At 55.9% G+C, this 20314-nt stretch carries 21 protein-coding genes and 1 tRNA gene; 14 read left to right on the top strand and 8 right to left on the bottom strand.

Annotated elements, in window-relative coordinates; translation table 11 throughout:
* Positions 1 to 348 precede the first annotated feature (348 nt).
* The 3 genes from K5Q35_RS09900 (at position 349) to K5Q35_RS09890 (ending at position 2884) form a co-directional block, all read left to right on the top strand.
* On the top strand, positions 349 to 756 hold the full coding sequence (locus tag K5Q35_RS09900; RefSeq protein ID WP_220799433.1) for a hypothetical protein: 408 nt from the start codon (positions 349 to 351) through the stop codon (positions 754 to 756).
* Positions 746 to 2596, top strand: coding sequence for a phage major capsid protein (locus K5Q35_RS09895; protein ID WP_220799432.1), 1851 nt, complete (start codon positions 746 to 748; stop codon positions 2594 to 2596). The genes K5Q35_RS09900 and K5Q35_RS09895 overlap by 11 nt, the downstream gene beginning before the upstream one ends.
* A 72-nt stretch (positions 2597 to 2668) precedes the next feature.
* On the top strand, positions 2669 to 2884 hold the full coding sequence (locus tag K5Q35_RS09890) for a hypothetical protein (protein ID WP_220799431.1): 216 nt from the start codon (positions 2669 to 2671) through the stop codon (positions 2882 to 2884).
* Between the two features lie 84 nt (positions 2885 to 2968).
* Here the strand turns inward: K5Q35_RS09890 and K5Q35_RS09885 are convergent, their stop codons facing one another.
* Together K5Q35_RS09885 and K5Q35_RS09880 are read right to left on the bottom strand one after the other, a co-directional pair.
* A complete protein-coding gene (locus tag K5Q35_RS09885) occupies positions 2969 to 3616 on the bottom strand; it encodes an MAE_28990/MAE_18760 family HEPN-like nuclease (protein ID WP_220799430.1) in 648 nt (215 codons plus the stop codon).
* A complete protein-coding gene (locus K5Q35_RS09880) occupies positions 3613 to 4812 on the bottom strand; it encodes a DUF262 domain-containing protein (protein WP_220799429.1) in 1200 nt (399 codons plus the stop codon). Before K5Q35_RS09880 ends, K5Q35_RS09885 begins: the two co-directional genes overlap by 4 nt.
* Before the next feature lie 377 nt (positions 4813 to 5189).
* On the opposite strand from K5Q35_RS09880, the gene K5Q35_RS09875 reads away from it, so the two are divergent.
* The 6 genes from K5Q35_RS09875 to K5Q35_RS09855 all read left to right on the top strand — a co-directional run bounded on the left by K5Q35_RS09875 (position 5190) and on the right by K5Q35_RS09855 (position 7630).
* Positions 5190 to 5813 (top strand): hypothetical protein, encoded by a 624-nt coding sequence (locus K5Q35_RS09875; protein WP_220799428.1) that lies wholly within the window; start codon positions 5190 to 5192, stop codon positions 5811 to 5813.
* Complete coding sequence (locus tag K5Q35_RS09870) at positions 5810 to 6019, top strand: hypothetical protein (RefSeq protein ID WP_220799427.1); 210 nt, start codon at positions 5810 to 5812, stop codon at positions 6017 to 6019. Before K5Q35_RS09875 ends, K5Q35_RS09870 begins: the two co-directional genes overlap by 4 nt.
* Entirely contained in the window at positions 6016 to 6738 is a 723-nt protein-coding gene (locus K5Q35_RS22650; protein WP_259650514.1) for a hypothetical protein, read from the top strand. The genes K5Q35_RS09870 and K5Q35_RS22650 overlap by 4 nt, the downstream gene beginning before the upstream one ends.
* Entirely contained in the window at positions 6678 to 7043 is a 366-nt protein-coding gene (locus tag K5Q35_RS22645; protein WP_259650513.1) for a tyrosine-type recombinase/integrase, read from the top strand. The genes K5Q35_RS22650 and K5Q35_RS22645 overlap by 61 nt, the downstream gene beginning before the upstream one ends.
* 88 nt (positions 7044 to 7131) lie before the next feature.
* A tRNA-Cys gene (locus tag K5Q35_RS09860) sits at positions 7132 to 7205 on the top strand.
* Between the two features lie 35 nt (positions 7206 to 7240).
* On the top strand, positions 7241 to 7630 hold the full coding sequence (locus K5Q35_RS09855; protein WP_220799426.1) for a hypothetical protein: 390 nt from the start codon (positions 7241 to 7243) through the stop codon (positions 7628 to 7630).
* A 117-nt stretch (positions 7631 to 7747) separates the two neighbouring features.
* Here K5Q35_RS09855 and K5Q35_RS09850 read toward each other — a convergent pair whose 3' ends face one another.
* Positions 7748 to 8905, bottom strand: a complete 1158-nt coding sequence (locus tag K5Q35_RS09850; protein WP_220799425.1) for an aminotransferase class I/II-fold pyridoxal phosphate-dependent enzyme — start codon at positions 8903 to 8905, stop codon at positions 7748 to 7750.
* Positions 8906 to 9203: 298 nt separating this feature from the next.
* Between K5Q35_RS09850 and K5Q35_RS09845 the strand changes: the two genes are divergently transcribed.
* Positions 9204 to 10502 (top strand): O-acetylhomoserine aminocarboxypropyltransferase/cysteine synthase family protein, encoded by a 1299-nt coding sequence (locus tag K5Q35_RS09845; protein WP_220799424.1) that lies wholly within the window; start codon positions 9204 to 9206, stop codon positions 10500 to 10502.
* Positions 10503 to 10567: 65 nt separating this feature from the next.
* On the opposite strand, the gene K5Q35_RS09840 is transcribed toward K5Q35_RS09845, so the two are convergent.
* A complete protein-coding gene (locus K5Q35_RS09840; RefSeq protein ID WP_220799423.1) occupies positions 10568 to 11257 on the bottom strand; it encodes an SIMPL domain-containing protein in 690 nt (229 codons plus the stop codon).
* A 159-nt stretch (positions 11258 to 11416) separates the two neighbouring features.
* Between K5Q35_RS09840 and K5Q35_RS09835 the strand changes: the two genes are divergently transcribed.
* On the top strand, positions 11417 to 13621 hold the full coding sequence (locus tag K5Q35_RS09835) for a hypothetical protein (RefSeq protein ID WP_220799422.1): 2205 nt from the start codon (positions 11417 to 11419) through the stop codon (positions 13619 to 13621).
* Positions 13622 to 13631: 10 nt separating this feature from the next.
* Here the strand turns inward: K5Q35_RS09835 and hppD are convergent, their stop codons facing one another.
* Positions 13632 to 14726, bottom strand: a complete 1095-nt coding sequence (hppD, locus tag K5Q35_RS09830; RefSeq protein WP_220799421.1) for a 4-hydroxyphenylpyruvate dioxygenase — start codon at positions 14724 to 14726, stop codon at positions 13632 to 13634.
* A gap of 156 nt (positions 14727 to 14882) precedes the next feature.
* Between hppD and K5Q35_RS09825 the strand changes: the two genes are divergently transcribed.
* Complete coding sequence (locus tag K5Q35_RS09825; RefSeq protein ID WP_013962761.1) at positions 14883 to 15338, top strand: Lrp/AsnC family transcriptional regulator; 456 nt, start codon at positions 14883 to 14885, stop codon at positions 15336 to 15338.
* Between the two features lie 22 nt (positions 15339 to 15360).
* Positions 15361 to 17244, top strand: a complete 1884-nt coding sequence (locus K5Q35_RS09820) for a monovalent cation:proton antiporter-2 (CPA2) family protein (RefSeq protein WP_220799420.1) — start codon at positions 15361 to 15363, stop codon at positions 17242 to 17244.
* Between the two features lie 14 nt (positions 17245 to 17258).
* Here K5Q35_RS09820 and cobT read toward each other — a convergent pair whose 3' ends face one another.
* A complete protein-coding gene (cobT, locus tag K5Q35_RS09815; RefSeq protein ID WP_220799419.1) occupies positions 17259 to 18272 on the bottom strand; it encodes a nicotinate-nucleotide--dimethylbenzimidazole phosphoribosyltransferase in 1014 nt (337 codons plus the stop codon).
* An 81-nt stretch (positions 18273 to 18353) separates the two neighbouring features.
* On the opposite strand from cobT, the gene cobS reads away from it, so the two are divergent.
* The gene (gene cobS / locus K5Q35_RS09810) at positions 18354 to 19115 is read left to right on the top strand and encodes an adenosylcobinamide-GDP ribazoletransferase (protein WP_220799418.1); all 762 of its coding nucleotides are present in this window, start codon (positions 18354 to 18356) and stop codon (positions 19113 to 19115) included.
* Positions 19116 to 19166: 51 nt separating this feature from the next.
* On the opposite strand, the gene K5Q35_RS09805 is transcribed toward cobS, so the two are convergent.
* Together K5Q35_RS09805 and fdxA are read right to left on the bottom strand one after the other, a co-directional pair.
* Positions 19167 to 19679, bottom strand: a complete 513-nt coding sequence (locus K5Q35_RS09805; protein WP_013962765.1) for a CarD family transcriptional regulator — start codon at positions 19677 to 19679, stop codon at positions 19167 to 19169.
* 272 nt (positions 19680 to 19951) lie between these two features.
* On the bottom strand, positions 19952 to 20290 hold the full coding sequence (gene fdxA, locus K5Q35_RS09800; RefSeq protein WP_013962766.1) for a ferredoxin FdxA: 339 nt from the start codon (positions 20288 to 20290) through the stop codon (positions 19952 to 19954).
* Positions 20291 to 20314 lie beyond the last annotated feature (24 nt).

Here is a 20314-nt window from a genome sequence, read left to right as displayed (position 1 = left end):
AACACACATGAACGTGTGTCCACCCCTTTGAAAGGGTTGGCATCGCCCGCCGTCCTCGGCGGTGAGCAGGCAAGACAATGGGCACACAGTTTTCAAGATCACTGCGATGCACCTCAGTTTTCGATCGTGGGTCCTTTCCCGCGCCTTGATTACACGGGTAATTCGCGCCCCGTTTCGCAGATTACTTCGGCCAATCGCCAAACTTCGGGTTTGGCTTGTGGTTGTTGTCGTCTGCGGTGGTCGTCGCAGGTGCGCGGGCTAGCCGCCGCCATGATTGACACTGACCACACGTTCTCCGCCACAAGCCTGCGACTGCGGCGGTCCCTCCCAACCAAAAGGATTAACCGAATGAAGGATTTTCATTCTCCAACTGCCTTGATCGGGCAGGCAACCAAACAAAACCGGATGCATGTCGTCGCGGCTTCTCTCGCGCTCCTGATACGCGAACTGAAGGTCGCTGAAACGCCCGACGCGATTGCCTTCAAAGCGCTGGCCGAGGCCCCAGACAAGATCGAGGCGGCTCTCACACGCGGTCCTGATGCGCTGGTTTTCTACAAGATCGCCGACGGCGAGATCCGCGGCATTGTCACCGATCACGGCGACAAGCTGGAAGTTTTCGCTCGAAAGGCACAGGCCGAAGGCGCAAACGTCCTGTGCTTTAACCCATCTTTGATCGCAACACTTGCATCAATGATCGAGCCTCGGATCAACGATCTGATCGAGGCGACCTCTGAGGGCGTTCGTCATGACGCATGAGAACACCTTCGAGAATGGCGCGGAACTGACCCGCGCCGTTGTGGTCGATATCTCGGCCGCGACAAAGGACGACCGGCTGGTGAAGTTGTCGTTCTCATCCGAAGAACCCGTGATGCGGGTCTTTGACTTTGGGGCGGGCTGGGAAATCCTCGGCCATGGCCCGGGGGAGGTGGACATGACCCGCTTGGCGGCGGGAAGTGCGCCACTTCTCAAAGACCACAGACACGATCTCGACGCGATGATCGGGTCTGTGGAACGTGCTTGGATCGAAAGCGGTAAGGGGCAGGCGTTGGTTCGCTTTGCCGATACCGCCGAAGGGTCCGAAATGCTGGCTCGAGTACGGGCCGGTGAAGTCAAGAGCGTCTCGGTGGGATACCGGGTGCTTGAACATGCCCGCGTTGATGACCGGGATGGACTGCCTACCGTAAGGGTCCGCTGGATGCCTTACGAAATCTCGCTTGTTGCGGTTCCTGCGGACGCCCTGGTCGGCGTTGGCAGGTCGATGCCGCCTGCGATCTCAAACCAACATCAACGAAAGGAAAGAGACATGACGTCTCCCATCACTGCCGAAAACTCGGGCGATCAAGCCCACAATACAATCGCCCAAGAACGCGCCCGCGCCTCAGAGATTACAATAATTGGCCAGCGGTTCGAATTGGACCAATCGACCGTTTCGCATGCAATCGCGGAAGGAACCTCGATCGACAAGTTCCGGTCTCAGGTCATGGATTATCTCGACAACTCAAATTCCGCTGAGCCATCCAATGTCCGCTCTACGTTGGGCGTTCTGCGCCGTAGTCAGGACCGTTCGTACTCCCTGACCCGTGCGATCGCGGCGGAGTTGAGCGGGAACTGGAAAGAAGCCGGTTTTGAGCGCGAGTGCGCCGAAGAACTGGCACGATCCTCCGGACGCTCACCAACGGGCATTTACGTCCCGGCAGTTGCCCTCGCCGGGCGCGATTTGCTCACGACCGGCAATGCTGGCGCTCTCATCGGCACCGAACACATGGCAAGCCAATTCATCGACGCTCTTCGTCCGGAAGTGCAGGTGATGCAACTTGGCGCGCGGGTTCTGCCCGGTCTGCGCGAGAACGTCTCGATCCCCCGGATGCCTGCGGGCACTTCGGCAGAATGGATCGCCGAAGACGCGGCCGCGACCGAAAGCACACCCGGCTTTGACAGCGTGAGCCTGTCGCTTAAGCAGTTGAGCGCTCGGACACGCATGAGCCGCCGTCAGATCAAGCAGTCACTTCCCGCCCTCGATGCCGTGCTGCAAAACGATCTGCGTCGCGAAATCGCGATTGCAGTCGATCGCGCGGCAATCGCCGGGGTCGGGTCGGCGCTGGAACCGGAAGGCATTCTCAACACAACCGGGATCGGCACACTGCCCGCTGACGGCGCAGACGGCCGGACGATCGACTGGGCGCACGTCACCGATCTGATGGCTCAGGTTGAGGACGCAGGCGCACCAATGCAAAGCCTCGCCTTCCTGTCGAATCCGAAAGTGAAGGCCAAGCTGCTTAGCACGCCAAAGTTCTCCGGTGGCGACTCTGCGATCCTGACGACGTCCGGGTCAAGCTTGTCGATTGCAGGGCACACAGCCGCCTTTACGTCGCTTGTGCCATCCAACTTCACGCTGGGCGCGGGTACAAACCTGTCGGCTCTTATCTTCGGCGCATGGTCCGAACTTCTGATTGGCCAATGGGGCGGGATCGACGTTATCGTGGACGACAAGACCGAAAGCGATCGCGGCAACGTTCGGATCACGGCACACAGCGAATGGGACATTGCCTTGCGCAACGCTCAGTCCTTTGCGGCTGTGACCGACATTATCGCCTAACCAACCGGCGCGGCCCTCGCGGGCCGTGCCTTCAATGTCGAAATCTGCACCAAGATGAAAAGGACACGTACAATGAGCAATCTTCGGACAATCAGTAAAACGGACCTTGTCAAGGCGTACCAAGTATCAGCGAAGCTGGTTGCGAGGTATGGAATCGATTTTGTCCCCGCTTTCGAGCGGATGGAGATAGAGTTACAACGATTAAATGAAATAGAGGAAGCCATAGGTCGAGCGGAAAATGCCGTGGAACATAAAACTCCTATTTTTCGTTCAGAACGCTCAAAATAATCCCAAGCGCGAAGTTCAATATGAAAGAAATGCATTTCTTGGCTGCACTTAGACAGCCAATGTGCCACTTCGAGTAAACTCCGGCTATGCAGCTCTATAAGTTTTGAGTTGAACCTTATTGTCCAAGCCATCGCCAAACATCCGCATTAAAGAAATCGTTTTCGTTGAAAGATCATCTAAATCGGTTTTTTCGATGAAGGTTTCTTCACCGTGCGCGATGGAATTTCGCCGCTTCAACAGGATAGTATCTATGAAACTCTCATGTGTTTCGAAAGGCTCAAAAGGGATGCCGCAGACTATACAGATCTCGCGAAGTACTTCGGCATTTAAATTTGATCTTGCGTTTACCAAGTCAGGGTTGAAACGAGAAAACTGCTGTTCGGACGCTGCTAATACATCTTCAAGCAATTCACATCTGGCAGCCAAACTGGTCCTGTTGGTAGACAGGGCAGTCAATCGTGGTAGGAAATAGTTTTTTAAAAACTGATTATCTAATTTAGAAAACGGAAATTTTCTTAGTGCAATATGTGTCAGGTACAGGCGGGCAGCATTCTTAACATGCCCTTCCCAATGCGCATATGAAATGGTTACTAGTGCCCTCAGCAAAACTTTCTCCAGTGCTGCATCTGCATTGCGTATTGCTGATTTTAAATCCGATATCTCCTTGATCCGCCAAGTTCGATCAGTAGTCAGCAGGTGAGTAAAATCGTCTTCTGTGTACGGTTTGCTCATGGTTTAAACCATCGTTCTCCGAATGGAACCGTGCGTTGAATTCTTGTTGTTCCCCTCATACCGGGTGATACAAATTCCGCTACTTCATCTTGCGACCAGAATTCTTGTGTTTTCAACTTCACAAATTCGACTGGATTATCGAGTTTTTGAATTGCAGCAAGGTTTTTTGCAACACCAACCGCGATCGCCTCGAGGCCAACCAAACCTACACGGCCAGAATAATTTCCTTCTTGAAAACGCCGTAGCGCATCTTGCCCGGCGGCTTGGTACAGAAGGTCAAAAGTTGAATTTATGGCCGAAATCGTAGTGGCAATATCGCCCGTACTTGCAAGCTCAACAATGCCATCATCGATGAATTCTCCTACATCTAAATTGCTATCGTAAGCCACGAAGGTGTGGACAAGGAAACGTACCGCCATTTCTATGTGCCGCTGTTTCTCCATTTGGGACTCGGTTTGCGCGGTCAAAACTTTGAAATTTTCCGTTTCAGCGGCAGCCTTGATAGCTCGGTAGTACTCATCGTTAATCATCAGAATGATGCAATTGCGTATCTCCTGCTGATTGGCGACCGTGCCGCCTGCGTTTAGCCGCTGAAACAGATCAAACTTTGTCATGCTGTCACTTGGGCGCTTCAATATTTCGACGCTAATTCGCGAGCGGCGGATAGTGAGTTGCAGACTGCGATCCATTTCCGCCTGTTCTTCCTGCGGCGTTCCGTCGATCCGGTCACTCTTTGCCCATACTGAGTTGTGAAGAGAGGGAAGGTATTTGGTCGCCTCAAGGACCGAAGGCGCACAAACGGTCCCATCCGAGTTTTTCAACTTCCCCATAAACTCGAGTATTGACGATAGTCGTTGCAGACCGTCAACCAACTCCCATTTCCCGTCTTCGAGTTCATAGACAAAGATTGAAGGAAGCGGGATGCCAAGCAGTAGAGACTCTATCAGTTTGGACTTTTGACCAATTTCCCATCGGAAAAGCCGCTGAAATTCCGGGGCAATTATTATTTCGCCCTCATCATACATGCTGACTAACTCGCCTATCGACATTTGATATGCGTCTGTGCGCACACTTCGCTGAGCAATCTCAATTTCGTCTTGTAACACTTTGAATAACCTGCTTTTACTGCCGGGCACTTCTAACGCTCCTCTACCATAGAGCGTATCGCTTCGTTGTTGAAGCATGATGTTGAGCAACCCTTGGTCTTACTTCGCATTGGTGAGAAAGCTAGCACGTAGAACTCTAGCGTAAGTGGCTCCTAATAGCTACTTATTGGGTTGGACCTTGGAGTAGGCCGCGAAGCAGTAAGTCGGTGAACGCTGTTTTTTGGAAAGTTGTTTTCTCAATGTCGTACCGGCAGTTCAGACTGAGCATTCGTCAGCGACGAGCGCTGGCCTAAACTTTCTTCGTATTGGCGGTACATCCGCCGCCGTGAGGAGGGCAATTTGACAACGAGGCGTTAGGGTTGCCTTAACGGCAGCGAACGCCCAAATCTTCCGAACCCGCAACAGGAAAGTAACTGTGGTAGTGTCTCACTCTGCAAGTTATGCTTTTTCTTAATGGAGACGAACTCGTGAGTGATTTGGAATTTTCCTTTCGTAAAGCCTGTGACGCCGCAGGTGCTGCCGAAGAAGCGGTGAAAATTCGCCGAAGAGAAGGGCATGTTTTTGGGAGCTCGCCGGACGATCCTGAGGCGAAAATCAGAGCGATCGGTCGCGGTCCGGGGAAAGGACTGGCGATGCCGCTTGGCGGTGCGGTTCAGCTAGCAATCGCAGAGCGATTGATCGAGGCCGGTCTTCGTGTCGAGGCCTCTTATTCAATTGCTTTTCGATTTGCGTTCCTAGGCCAAAGTGCGACGCTGTGGGGTAAACCGGACAACAAAGCTGTCATCCCGCAATTCAAGGCTGAAAGCGATCGTTCACCCGGTCGGCTATTCTCGATTGGGTGCACTTGGCTTATCGTTGCGCCCGGCGCAAACGGAATGCCCGGTGATGATTGCTTCACTTACTTTTCTGACGATCCGGCTTACAAAATCGACGGCAGGACCTTCGACAGCCTGAACTCGGTTGCCTTGAGCGTCGGAGAACCCGTCGATGGAACGCCAAGGATTCTCCTCAATGTGAGCGACGTTTGCCGCAACCTGGCTGATAACTTGGACGTGCCTTTCTCTGAGTTTTGCGGGGAAGCCGTTCAATGAAACGCGCCCCTCTCCCAATTTTCGTGGGTGAGCGTCAAGCGGCCCAGTTATTCGATCTCAAGCCAGCACAGTTTCGCGCTCTTGTGGAGGGCGGTCAGCTTCCTAAGCCCAAAGCCATCGGTGAGTTTGAGCGCTGGGATACAGGCGAGCTTTGTCGTGTGGTTACTGGTGAAGCGATCGAGGGCGTCGGAGACGTGCAGTGGTGAAAAAGTATCTCTGGCGAAATCGGCACGATAAGCCCAACGTTCGGATCAAGGGTAAGGTTTTCCCGATCCGCGATCAGAACGGTAATTGGCATGAGCCTGACACTGCCGAGGGTGATCGCATTTATTGGGAGATACTGACCGGCAAGCGCGCAGAGGCTAAGAGGTCTTGGTCTGCCGCGATCGAATTACTGCGCGAATCTGATCGCTGGGCCGACATTTCGCCGAGATACCGCGCTGACCTCGAACCCGTGCTGGCATACATCGAAGAAAAGATCGGCAAAAGCGATGTAACACGACTGACGCAGGCGGACATCTACGCCGCGATGGATGCGAACAAACACCGTGTCCGATTCGCGAACTATCTGCCCGTGGCAATATCCATGATCTTCAAAGTCGTCGTCCGTAGAAGGTGGATGACTGACAACCCAGCCGCGGGGATCGAGAAACTGCGAGTGCCTAAGGAACGCCAAAAGCCTCATGTGCCGTGGACAGATCAGGCGGTGCAAACGATCCGAGAGTATGGCGAGCCGATTCCGCGCCTGATCTTTGAACTTGGCGTTGGTAGTGTCCAGCGCCCCGGGGATTTGGTCGACTTTGTTTGGGGTGACTTCGATGGCGAGGCCCTCAGACTGCGCCAGAACAAATCAGGAAAGCCGCTATGGCTTCTCCATGCACACCCCAATTGCTTGCGGCGCTCTCGACCGCCAAAAAGACAATAGGAGCAGCGCCCCACCCTTCACGGCACATTCTTACCAAACAGGATGGTCAGCCGATGAATTACCGGCGAATGGCTCGCATTTTTGGAGATGAACGCAAGCGGCTGGGCCTAGAGGCGCACGACATGCACGCGCTTCGGTATCGCGGCGTCATGGAGTTAGCTTGGTCAAAGTGCACCGATGATGAAATCATGGCTTTCAGCGGGCACAGTTCGAAAGCCATGGTCATTAAGTATGCCGGTATCGCGCGGCAAATAACACGAGCCAAGACGGCGCACGAAAAACGCAGACTCTGGAGTGCGCTATGAAAAGAACGGGTAAAGAACAAGAACATGATAACCCATGTGATAACCGCTTGCGCTCCGAAAACTCAGAGGCTAATGAAACAAGGGCTTCGGCGAGTTGGCGGAGTGGTTACGCAGCGGATTGCAAATCCGTGTACAGGAGTTCGATTCTCCTACTCGCCTCCATTTAATTTTAAGTACTTAGCAGGTTTTTGGGAATCGTGACCAGCCGCGTCTGGATATTCTGTTTTTGTTCCGCGCTCAAGTACTGGAAATTTCTGCAAGCGGTTCTTCTCAAAACACGGTTATCGGTTGATACTTTTCGCGCGGTGTTGACAAAGGTCGTCGTAGATATATTGAAGACCGTTTTACATGCTCAACAACATCGGCCTGCCTGGGCTCCTATTGATCCTGTTAATCATCATATTGCCAATCTGGCTAATTATGCGCTCGAGCAAGAGAAAAGCAAATTAACAAGCCCGAATAGCCGATGCTTTGGAAGACATCGCCAAATCAAAAAAGAACAGCGACTAGAGCGTCTGACGAAATACCTGAAACATCGGGTATCATGTAACGCGTTGAAATCTTTGATTTCAGGCAGCGTTATGTGATTCAGGTTTTTCGCATGACGCTTTAAGAGCGATCATTCTCTCAGCTTTTCGGTCAGGGAACTACAAGTAACGCATATGCCAGCTTGGAGAGTGCGTAACTGGCCGCTTCTCAGAACGTCAATCGTCCGTCAGCAATGAGGGCCCGTCGTTGCGGTTGAGATAGGCCTCAAACGCCGCCAGTCCTTCGTCCAAGCCGCGACGGCCCAACCCGATGCGAAACCGGTCGCTCGGCACAGGGCCGATGTCGGATGCATAGATTGAACTCGGCAGGACAAGAACACCGCTTTGCTCCACCAGATCGCGGGCAAAGGCGTCGACCCCACCTGCTCCCTTGTAGCGCGGGTACGCCATGCAGGAACCATCCGGGTGCTGCCAGTCAAACAGGTCCGGGTATCGCGCGAAAAATGCATCCCATTTCGGCAGGTTTTCATCAACTATGGCACAGTTCCGCGCCAGCAACGCGCGCCGGTTCGCCAGCGCGATCATCGCAAGTCTTTCGCTGGGGCCTGAATTACAGATCGAAAGATAGTGCTTCAGCCGTTCCATATGCGCCAGTACGTCGCGGTCCTGCGATGCAATCCAGCCGATACGCAACCCCGGCAAGCCATATGATTTTGACATCACGTTCAAAGACAGTCCGCGTTCGTAGACATCCGCGACAAAGGGCAAAAACTGCGTGCCACTGGGCCCCAGTCCATGGAAAATTTCATCATGCAAAATGTAAATGCCGTGTTTGCGACACAGCGCGATCAGCGCATCATAACGATCCCGTGACAGGATCGCGCCCGTTGGGTTGTGGGGAAAGTTCATTGTCAAAAGCCGGGTGTTTGGTTGGATCGCAGCGGCCACCCGGTCGATGTCCAATGACCAGCCATCATCGGGGTCAAGCGGGACCCCGGTGGCACTGCAGATCGTGACCGGCAGCGTCTCGTGAGACTGATAATTCGGGGTCACGACAATGGCGTGGCTGTCCTTGTCGAGCAGCACGGAATTGGCGGCAAAAATACCCTCACTGGCACCTGCAAAACACAGGATGTTATCTGCCGACTGTTGTTCATAGGTCTGCGCAATCCGGGCGCGCAAATCCGGAGCGCCAAAGGTTTCGGTATATCCGAGCCACATCTCTTCGAACGCAGCACGATCCTCATCCGAGGCCATAGCAAGAAGGTCACGCAAAGAGATGCTTTCCGCGTCGGAAGCTGTCAGGTGGTATTGCGCAGTAAACTCCCATTTGGCGAAATGGGTCTCAAGGCGGAAATCTGGCAGCGTGGGCATGAGTGGACCTTTGGTGTGGTGGGTAAAAAGCCGAATTCATGTCTTAAGCGACCTGCCACAAAATGCGAAGCCCCTGTGGCAATCATGTTTTGACCGCCCTCAACATGCTGCTGGCTCGGCCTTGATCCGGAATGCCTATGCCGCAGGGGTCACGGCACCTCGTGTCAGCGCATAACAGAAGCCTTCGCCAGTGAGTTGCGTACGGTTTCTGGATGCACCGGGCATGTCGCTGCACTCTTGTACCCCTGCGCGGCTTGGCCTAACCATGTGACAAATCAAGCCTTCAGGAGAACCCAGAATGACAGACCCGAAAGGTCCGAGCTACGGCTTTGACACGTTACAAATTCATGCCGGCGCACGCCCGGACCCCGCAACAGGTGCACGCCAGACCCCTATTTATCAAACAACGGGCTATGTCTTTCGCGACACCGACCACGCGGCGGCACTGTTCAACCTGCAGGAAGTCGGCTTTATCTATTCGCGGCTGACCAACCCCACGGTATCCGTGCTGCAGGAAAGGATCGCGACGCTTGAAGGTGGTGTCGGCGCGGCCTGCTGCTCTTCGGGTCATGCCGCACAGATCATGGCACTGTTCCCCTTGATGGGGCCGGGTAAAAATGTCGTGGCATCAACCCGCCTTTACGGCGGAACCGTTACGCAGTTTGGCCATACGATCAAGCGTTTCGGATGGGAGTGTACCTTTGTCGATTTCGACGACCTTGATGCCGTGAAGGCCGCAATCAACGACGACACGCGCGCGGTTTTCTGCGAGGCGATCGCCAATCCGGGCGGATATATCACCGACCTCGACGCCATTTCCAAAATCTCTGACGCGGCGGGCATTCCGCTGATTGTCGACAACACCTCGGCCACGCCATACCTGTGTCGCCCGATTGAACATGGCGCCACATTGGTTGTGCACTCCACCACCAAATACCTGACCGGCAACGGCACTGTCACAGGCGGGTGCATCGTGGATTCAGGCAAGTTCGACTGGTCTGCAAATGACAAATTCCCGTCGCTGAGCGCACCGGAACCGGCGTACCACGGGCTGAAGTTTCATGAAACTTTCGGGCCTTTGGCGTTCACCTTCCACTCGATTGCCATCGGTCTGCGCGACCTCGGGATGACCATGAACCCGCAGGCGGCGCATTACACATTGATGGGAACGGAAACCTTGTCACTGCGCATGGACCGCCACGTGGAAAACGCAGAGATCATCACACAGTGGTTGGAAAAAGACCCGCGGGTCGACTACGTGACCTATGCCGGTCTGCCCTCGTCCCCTTACCACGACCGCGTGAAAAAAATCTGTCCGAAGGGGGCTGGTGGCCTTTTCACATTCGCGATCAAGGGCGGCTATGATGCCTGCATTAAATTCGTGAACGCACTCGAAGTCTTCAGTCACGTGGCAAACTTGGGTGATACGAGATCGATCGTGACACACTCTGCCTCAACAACGCACCGCCAGCTGACCCAAGAGCAGCAAGAGGCGGCAGGGGCCGGACCCGGCGTCGTCCGGATTTCAATCGGGACCGAAAGTTCGGAAGATCTGATCGCCGATCTTGATCAGGCGCTCTCCAAAGCAACGAGCTGAAAACCAGTATTTTGAACAGCGAAGGGCGGCCACGTGCCGCCCTTTTGCATATCACCAAACTACGTTCAGTCCAGTATCTCAAAAACCATGGACACCCGGGCTGTCAGGCTCACCTCTCCTGCAGCGACAGGCACATCCGATGCCATCCGCGCGGAGGCCATCTCCATCATCACTGGTCGGCCACCGCCACCGCTTTCCGATATGGACTGCACAGGTCCCAACGCGACACCAGCCGCCTCAGCCAATTGCTCGGCCTTGGCGATGGCATCCTTGACGGCATCCTGACGCGCCGCAGCAATGGCGGGCTCCGGGTCCTGTATGGAAAATTGCAATCCGTTGAATGTGTTGGCCCCGTCCTGAACCACGCGATCCAGAATGCCGCCAAGTGTATCGAGGTCCCGCACGCGTATGGTCAGCGTATTTCGCGCCACGAAGCCAGTAATACGGGGCGTCTCATTTTCCGGGTTGCGACGGTTCCACACGGGTTGCAACGACACACCCTGCGTTTGCATATCACGCGGTGCGATACCCGCCTCGTTAAGCTGCGCAAGAACACCCGCAACCGCATCCGACGTCAATCGCAATGCATCCCCTGCGAGACGTGCTTCGTTGGTGACGCCCAGATTTATGGTTGCCATGTCAGGCACCGCTTCAACGACGCCTTGTCCCGTCGTGGTGATAACGCGATCAGCGTCAGCCCAAACCGCCGGGACCGTTCCCAGCACGAACACAAGCGCCACGATCAGATTTTTCATCCAGATTCTCCATTGATCCACGCAAAAAACATGACCATGCTGAGGCCATAAGACAAGAGCATGCACCGTTTTCCTTTCCCTCGGCAAAGACCTGCTTTATCATGTCGCGCACCGGCTATTCGCTATTGGTCGTAATCTTTTTCAGGTAACAAGCACGCCATGAGACCGAACTTTGCCTTGTCCCTGTCCCACGACGGTATCCTTCTGCTTCATCGCACGGCAGCGGGCTGGCGGATTATTGGTAAGGCTGACCCGGCATCCGAGAGCCTTGCCGAAGATCTGACAGGATTGCAACGCAAGGCCAAGGCACTGATCACTGGCGAGGTGTATTGCAAACTGGTTATTCCCAACGATCAGATACGATATTTGACTGTTGAAACCGCCGGGCTGGATGACGCGGATCGACATGCGGCAGCGCGGTTGGCACTGGAAGGGGCAACCCCTTATGAGGTGTCTGAGCTCGTCTTTGACATTGAGACCGACGGCGCGACTTCTCAGGTCGCCGCAGTCGCCGGGGAAACCCTGAAAGAGGCCGAAGCTTTCGCGCTCGAGCATGGTTTCCCGCCGGTCAGCTTTGTGGCCATTCCGGTTGCCGACAGCTTTAAGCAAGAGCCGTTTTTCGGCATGACCGACGCCGCACACAGGCTTCTGGAACCGGGAGAAGACGTCGCGCGCAACGAAGCGATCATCCACATCGTGGAAACAGCGCCGCAAACCGGTCTGGAAGCCATGCCGACGACGCCGGACGTCATTGATAGGTCGAAACCGGGACCCAGCTTTGTGAGCCGTCGCACCGTGCCGACCTTTCGCACGGATCCGCCTGACCCGAGTGTGACGGCCGGTTTTGTCCAACCACCTGCCAGTGAGGCGCCCGGTTTTGCCGAGCCGCCTGCACCTTTTGACGCAGCACCGCCCGAACAGCCGGCGCGTGTTCCACCTCGCCCCAAGGCTCCTGCGCTGACGCCAACGGTGACAAAACCAAACAACGAAGCTGAGCGTTTGACGGTATTTGGCGCAAGAAACAGCAACAGCTTATCGAACCGTTTTGGGTCAATTAGCCTTTTGGTTGCTGTTTTTATTGTGCTTTTCGCTGGTGTCACTGCCTTTGCCAGCGGTGCGTTTGGCACCGGCTTCAACAGCCTGATTGCACGCCTGTCGACCCCCAAGCCCACCGCGCAGTTTACAGCACCCCTCGTGGATGAAGCGCCCCTTGCCGCACAAAAGCTCGAGGAAAAGCCAGACGGTGTGAGCCTCGCATCGCTCAATCGCGATCTGACGGACGAAGATGCTGCCGTTTTGGATGCGTTGCGGGGCGCCGATCAAACTGAATTGTCCCCGCCCCCTGCCCCAACGGAGGATGAACTGCGCGCGGACTATGCAGTCAGCGGCATCTGGCCCCTCGCGCCCGAAGTGCCAAGCCCACCGCCACTCGTCGGTCTGGAAGACCTCTACATCACCAGCATAGACCCGATAAATCCGAACTTCGACGCGGTTGCGCTGCCCGCTGTTACCGGATCGATCAGCGATCAGAGTTTTCTTGCGCCCGCCTCGCCTGCGCCTGCCGGTACGGTATTCGAGCTGGATGACACTGGCATGGTGATTGCAACACCGGAAGGCAGCCTGAACCCCGATGGGATACGGATTTTTGAGGGAACTCCCCCGGTGCGACAGCCACCCAATTTGTTGCGCGTTGAAGACCCGGGCGAAGACCTCGCAACAAGACTGCGGCTGGCCAGTTTCCGGCCACAGGTACGCCCTGCTGATCTGATCGAATCCTCGGAACGCGCAACCTATAGCGGTCTGACGCGCTCAGAACTGGGGGAATACAGACCACGGCTGCGGCCACAGTCTGAACAGGAAAACGCGCTTGCGGCTGCGAGTCTTGTGTCACTGGACAATGGGGGCGGACAAGCGCTGATTACACCGCAATCCACCGACGATTTTGACGGCGCCACGGCAAGGGCAATCGCTGCGTCCTTACGACCGGATGTCCGGCCAAAGGATTTCAGCGACACCGTTGCAAGAATTCAACGGGCAACACCTGCACCCAGCGCCTCTGCGGTCACAACTGCATCGGCCGCAAGTGTCGCCCCCCGCGTGGTCACGCCCAAGATTCCCTCCAGCGCTTCGGCCAGCAAAGAGGCCACCGTGCGTAACGCCATCAATCTGCGCAAGGTCAACCTGATCGGTGTCTATGGCAAACCCTCCAGCAGACGGGCGCTTGTCCGGCTCAGCAATGGGCGATATCGCAAGGTTGAGGTCGGCGATCGGATCGACGGGGGCCGGGTATCCGCCATTGGCGATGCGGAGCTGCGATACCAGAAAAGTGGCCGCGCGATCGTGTTGAAAATGCCGCGCGGCTGAGAACGGGGCGTTATTCTGCGGCGATCTCTCCGCTGTCGATCTGCTCTTGCTCGATGCTTTCAAAGAGGGCTTTGAAATTGCCCTCGCCGAACCCATCATCGCCCTTGCGCTGAATGAACTCGAAAAAGATCGGGCCGATCACGGTTTTGGAGAATATCTGAAGCAGGATCTTGGTTTCATTGCCATCAACGACCCCTTCGCCATCAATCAGGATGCCATGCGCCTTCATCCGATCAATCGGCTCATCATGGCCGACGACGCGCTCGTGGCTCAGGGCGTAATAGCTATCGGGGGGTCCGGGCATGAATTTCACACCGCGCGCGGCAATCGCATCGGTGCTGTCATAGATATCGCGCGCGCCAACTGCGATGTGCTGAATGCCCTCACCTTTGTACTTTTTGAGGTAGGAGACAATCTGCCCGATCTCCCCCCGATCTTCATTGATCGGAATGCGGATGCGCCCGCAAGGGGATGTCAGGGCCCGGCTCAGCAGGCCGGTATATTTCCCTGCAATATCAAAGAACCGGACTTCGCGGAAATTGAACAGATCGCCGTAAAAGCGGAACCATTTGTCCATATTGCCCCTATGCACATTATGCGTCAGGTGATCGAGATAATAGAACCCGACACCCGCAGGTTTTGAAGCCTGCAGCCAGTCATATTCTGCGTTATAGGGGCTGGTGTCATGATATTGGTCGACAAAATACAACAGCGACCCGCCGATCCCAATGATCGCGGGCACATCCAGCACCTTGCCACTGCCCTCATACGGCACAGCCCCTTTTGATACGGCATGATCAAACGCGACCTGCGCATTTGCCACGCGCCACCCCATGGACGGCGCACAGGGGCCGTGATCCTGCACAAACCCGGCCGCAAAGCTCTCGGGGTCCGCGTTCAGCACATAAGTGATGTCGCCCTGCTGCCAAAGCTCAATCTGGCGCGTTTTGTGGGTCGCAACATGCGCATAGCCCATCTGCGCAAATAATGCGCGCAGTGCTTCAGGTTCGGGGTGCGAAAACTCCACAAACTCAAACCCATCTGTGCCAACCGGATTGTCATCCGTGATTAGTGATTTCGGTGCATTGTGCGGGAAAGGGCCCATTTCCTGTACTCCTTGCGGATATTGCGCATGATTACGCCTATAGGGGCTAATATTAGCAGTTTCTTGCCGCGACAATTGCGCAAATATCAGGGACATACTCGCTATTTCTGCGGGAATGCCGCATGACATCTTAAAATCATGCGGAGGTCGTGCATCATGCTGGACAGCATTGACTTGAAACTTTTGGCCGCCCTGCAACGCGACGCGCAGTTGACGGCACAGCAATTGGGTGACCTTTTGCATCTGTCGAACAGTCAGGCAGGCCGACGCCGTCAGCGGCTGGAGAACGAAGGCTACATCAAATCCTATGTTGCGCGTTTGGATCCGCGGCAGCTTGGGCTGCAGGTACAAGGGTTTGTGCAAGTGCATCTCGCCAGCCATGGCGTGGAGCATTCAAACGCTTTTGCGCGGCTGATCAACACGACCCCGCAGATCATTGATGCGTGGACAATGACCGGGGATGCAGATTACCTGTTACGCGTCTACTGCACCGATTTGCCAGATTTTAACCGCTTAATACAGGATGTTTTACTATTTCACCCTACCATTTCACGCGTGCACAGCCAGATCGTGATGGATCAATTGAAAATCGACGGTCCGCTGCCAACCTGACCCGACTGGAGAATTAGACTCAATGGAAGGCTTCCTCTATCAGGCGTCCATCTATCTGGCCGCAGCCGTGATTGCCGTTCCAATTGCAGCACGCTTGGGGTTGGGCTCGGTTCTGGGGTACATCGCGGCGGGTATTATTATCGGCCCGGTCCTTGGGCTGGTGGGCGCAGAAACGCAGGACTTGCAACACTTTGCCGAGTTTGGCGTCGTTGTGATGCTCTTTCTGATCGGCCTCGAACTTGAGCCGCGCGCACTGTGGGACATGCGCAACCGGTTGCTCGGCCTCGGGGGTCTGCAAGTGGTGCTGAGTACGCTCGCGCTGATGGGGATCGCCATGGCCTATGACCAGCCGTGGGGCGTGGCACTTGCCATCGGGCTAAGCCTGTCGCTCAGTTCAACCGCGATTGTGCTGCAGACCCTGTCAGAAAAGGGCCTGATGCAGACAAATGGGGGCCGCAATGTCTTTTCCGTGCTGCTGGCACAGGATATTGCGGTCATCCCGATGCTGGCTTTCTTGCCATTGCTTGTCGTCACGATACCCGTGCAGATCGCGCAGGATGGGTCGATCATACTGACCGCAGGCACCCATGCCGCCGGCGACGCACACCATTCCCTGTCACTGGTCGAAGGGTTGCCCGCCTGGGGTGTCACGCTGGTGACGATCGGTGCCATTGCCGCCGTCATCTTTGCGGGCGTCTATCTGACGCGTCCCCTCTTTCGCTTTATTCACGCCGCGCGCCTGCGCGAAATGTACACCGCCTTGGCGCTTTTGATTGTCGTGGGCATTTCATTTCTAATGACGCTTGTGGGACTGTCCCCGGCACTTGGTGCATTTTTGGCGGGCGTGGTTCTGGCGAACTCCGAATTTCGCCATGAGCTTGAGACCGACCTTGAACCGTTCAAGGGTCTGCTGCTGGGGCTATTTTTCATCACGGTAGGTGCGGGGATCAACTTCCCGCTGCTTTTTGACAATACGCCCGCCATCCTTTCGATGGCGCTCTTGGTCATCATCGTAAAAGGCCTGATCTTGTTTGCTCTCGGATGGGCCTTCAAGCTCAAGGGACGTGATCAGTGGCTCTTTGCCCTCGGGCTGGCGCAGGCGGGCGAATTCGGGTTCGTACTGACGTCTTTTTCGGTGCAGCAAAACGTTATCCCGCTGGAGATTGCGGAAACGCTGCTGCTGGTCATCGCGCTTTCCATGCTGATCACGCCACTGCTCTTTATCATCTACGATATCCTTTCCCGCCGCATGGAAGAACAGGTCGAGCAGCTTCCCGACGATGAGATCGACGAAGAAGGGCCCGTCATCATCGCCGGAATTGGACGCTTTGGTCAGATCGTCAATCGACTGGTTCAGGCAAACGGGTTCAAAACCGTTGTATTGGATCAGGATATGGAAACCATCGCCGTCATGCGCCGCTTTGGATACAAAGGGTTTCTAGGAGATCCCACCCGACCCGATATTCTGCGCGCTGCCGGGATCGAAAATGCCAAGGTGTTGGTTGTGGCGATGGACAGCCCTGAAGCCGCGATAAAACTGGTCAAATATGCACGCAGCATCAGGCCGGATTTGCATATCATCGCGCGGGCCCGTGACCGCACGTTTGTCTATCGCCTGTTTCAGGCCGGGGCGAGCGATATTGTGCGCGAGATGTTTGACAGCTCGCTCCGGGCGGGTCGGTATGTCTTGGAAAACGTGGGCTTAAGCGAGTTTGAAGCCGCAGAAGCCGAGCGTGTATTTTACCATCATGACCGTAAAACGATACGGCAATTGGCCGATCTGTGGGACCCATCGCGACCTGCCAGCCAAAATCCAGCCTATGTCGCGCGCGCCAAAGAGCTGCAAAAAGAGCTGGAAACTGCCATATTGAGCCGCTCAATTTCCGCAAAAGACACCGACGGGTGAGCCGACGGCACGGCTCAACCGGCGGCGACGCCTGCTTCGGCAAATGTTGCCATGCCGCTGAGACAGGCAACGGCCCCCTGCAATACCCCCAAGGATAACGCCGCACCGGACGCCTCTCCAAGGCGCAAGCCTAACGACAGCAGCGGTTCTTTCCCAAGCGCATGCAACAGCCGGTCATGTGATCCCTCAGCGCTCAAATGACCCGCCACACAATGCGCCAGCGCATCCGGTGCCGTATGCATCAGACTGCCCGCCGCCGCGCAGCAAATGAAACCATCGAGCAGCACAGGTATACGCAACAGACGCGCCCGCAGGATGGCCCCCGCCATCGCGGCGACTTCGCGCCCGCCCAGACAGCGCAGCTTCTCCAGACCGTCATGCGCCGTTGCATGCCGCGCCAGACCTTCGGCCACAACCCGTTGCTTGATGGCCAAACCCGCGTCATCGACCCCCGTGCCGCGCCCCACCCAGTCGGCAGGCGCGCCGCCAAAACAGGCCGCTGCAAGGGCGGCCGCACAAGTCGTGTTGCCGATCCCCATCTCACCGACGATCAACACATCGGCCGTCTCATCAACCGCCTGCCAACCCGTCCGCAGCGCGTCGATCACCTCAGCCTCGGACATCGCCGGGGCTTGGGTGAAATCCGCCGTGGGTTGCTCAAGTGTCAGCGCGTGCACATCCAACTTAGCGCCGAATGTCGCCGCCAACTGGTTGATCGCCGCCCCACCATGCTGGAAATTCAGCACCATCTGTGCCGTCACTTCCGCCGGAAAGGCCGACACACCTTGTGCCGCGATGCCGTGGTTGCCAGCAAAAACAATGATCTGCGGAGCCTCGATCTTGGGCGTCGCGACACCGCGCCAGCCGGCATACCAGATCGCCAGATCTTCCAAACGACCCAAGGCACCGGGGGGCTTGGTCAATTGAACGTTGCGCGCAGCCGCTGCATCAAAACTCTTGGCGTCGCTTTCGGGGAGCGCGCGGAGGATATCACGGACCTCATCAAGTGTGGAAAAAGCAGCCGTCATTTCAGAACCCCGTTGCATGATTGTCGCGTCCTCTTTACCCCAAGGGACGCAACCAGCAAGATGTGAAGAGGCCGCAGGCGCATGAAATCCGACATGATCCCGTCTTTCATGCGCGACATCGGGGTTGCTTTTTGCCTGCTGACGCGTCTGCCCATGCCCGCCCTGCCAACCGCTGCATTTGAGCGGGGCGCGCGCAGCGTCTGGGCCTATCCGCTTGTCGGGGCAACGCTTGGAATGATCGCGGGCGGCGTTGGCGCGGCGGCGCTATTTCTGGGCATGCCTGCAGGCATTGCAGCAGGTCTGACACTCGCAGCCTTGATGCTGACGACCGGCGGGATGCACGAAGATGGCCTCGCCGACACGGCGGACGGCTTCTGGGGCGGGTTTGATCGCGACCGTCGTCTGGAGATCATGAAAGACAGCCAGATCGGAACCTATGGCACCCTGTCATTGATCGTCACAAGCGGGCTGCGGTGGGCTGCTCTGGCCGTTCTCCTGCCCACAGGGATCGCGCCTGTCGTCGCTGCCGCCTGTTTGTCACGCGCTGCGATGCCCGTGATGATGCTTTATGTACCACATGCACGCGGGGATGGATTATCACACAGCGTTGGGCGACCCGCCTTGCGCGTTGTGCTGTTAGGCCTGTTCATCGCAGTATCGGTTGGTGCGGTTTTGATGGGGCCTGTGATCCTGACGGCACTGTTGGTCGTTGTGGGCGTTGTGCTGGCAGCCGCGAAACTCGCACATCATAAAATCGGTGGTCAAACAGGCGATGTTCTGGGGGCGACGCAGCTGGTCGCCGAACTGCTGATCTTGCTGACTTTTATCATGGCGCTGTCGTAAAAAAACCGCGCCGGTGAGGGCGCGGTTTTCTATCACTAGATCGGATGCAACTCAGGCAGCGACGCGGCTTTCCAAAACGTCACCGACCTGTTTAGAGGCGGCAAGCTCATCACCACCGCTCACGGCTGCAACCTCACGGGTCAGACGCTCAAGCGCTGCTTCGTAAAGCTGGCGCTCGGAATAGCTCTGTTCGCGTTGATCGTCGGTGCGATGTAAATCGCGCACCACTTCGGCGATGGCAATCAGATCACCGGAATTGATCTTTTGCTCGTATTCCTGTGCACGGCGCGACCACATGGCGCGTTTGACCTTGGCCTTGCCCTTGAGCGTCCGCATCGCATGCGAGATCACATCCGGGCTGCTTAGCGCGCGCATGCCGATTTCCGTCGCCTTATGCGTCGGCACCCGCAGCGTCATCTTGTCTTTCTCAAAAGAAATCACAAAAAGCTCAAGGGAGATACCCGCGACTTCCTGCTCTTCAATCGAGAGTATCTGGCCCACACCGTGGGCTGGGTAGACGACGAATTCATTCGGGCGGAAATCAAGTTTCTTCGATTTTGTCATTCACTATTCCTCAGCTGACGGCGTGCGCCCCTCTTTCGACAGTCAAAACCACACGAGGGCCGAAGCAGCGATGCTGCGCGATCCAGTGCGTTTATGCCGATTATTTCAAATCCATGTCCCACAGAGAGACAGGGCGGAAGGCGGTTCCGTCGTTAGTTTACCAACAACCTATACCACAAAATTCACCACAACGAAAGCTGCCGTAGCGTCATTTAAGAATTCTTGTAATAAAATGAAACTGTTGCGTCCGGATACCGACGAAAACCGGCGAATCAGCCGCCCTCGCCCGGGTTTTCGGAGAAGTATTTTTCGAGCTTTCCGGTCTCACCATCGCGCTCTTCTGCGGTCGGCAGCGGATCTTTCTTAGTGATAATCACCGGCCAGAGTTCCGAGTATTTGCGGTTAAACTCGACCCATTTCTCCATATCCGGTTCGGTGTCAGGACGTATCGCGTCCGCTGGACATTCGGGCTCACACACACCGCAGTCGATACATTCATCGGGATGAATAACGAGCATGTTTTCACCTTCGTAAAAACAGTCAACCGGGCACACCTCGACGCAGTCGGTGTACTTGCACGAAATGCAGCTGTCGTTCACGATATAGGTCATGGACCCTCTTTCCGAATAGAATAG

Origin of the sequence: Roseobacter sp. OBYS 0001, from assembly GCF_019654895.1 — a bacterium.
Taxonomy (GTDB): Bacteria; Pseudomonadota; Alphaproteobacteria; order Rhodobacterales; family Rhodobacteraceae; genus Roseobacter; species Roseobacter litoralis.
Note: the sequence above shows the minus strand (reverse complement) of the source record. Positions and strands in the feature narration are given on the sequence as shown.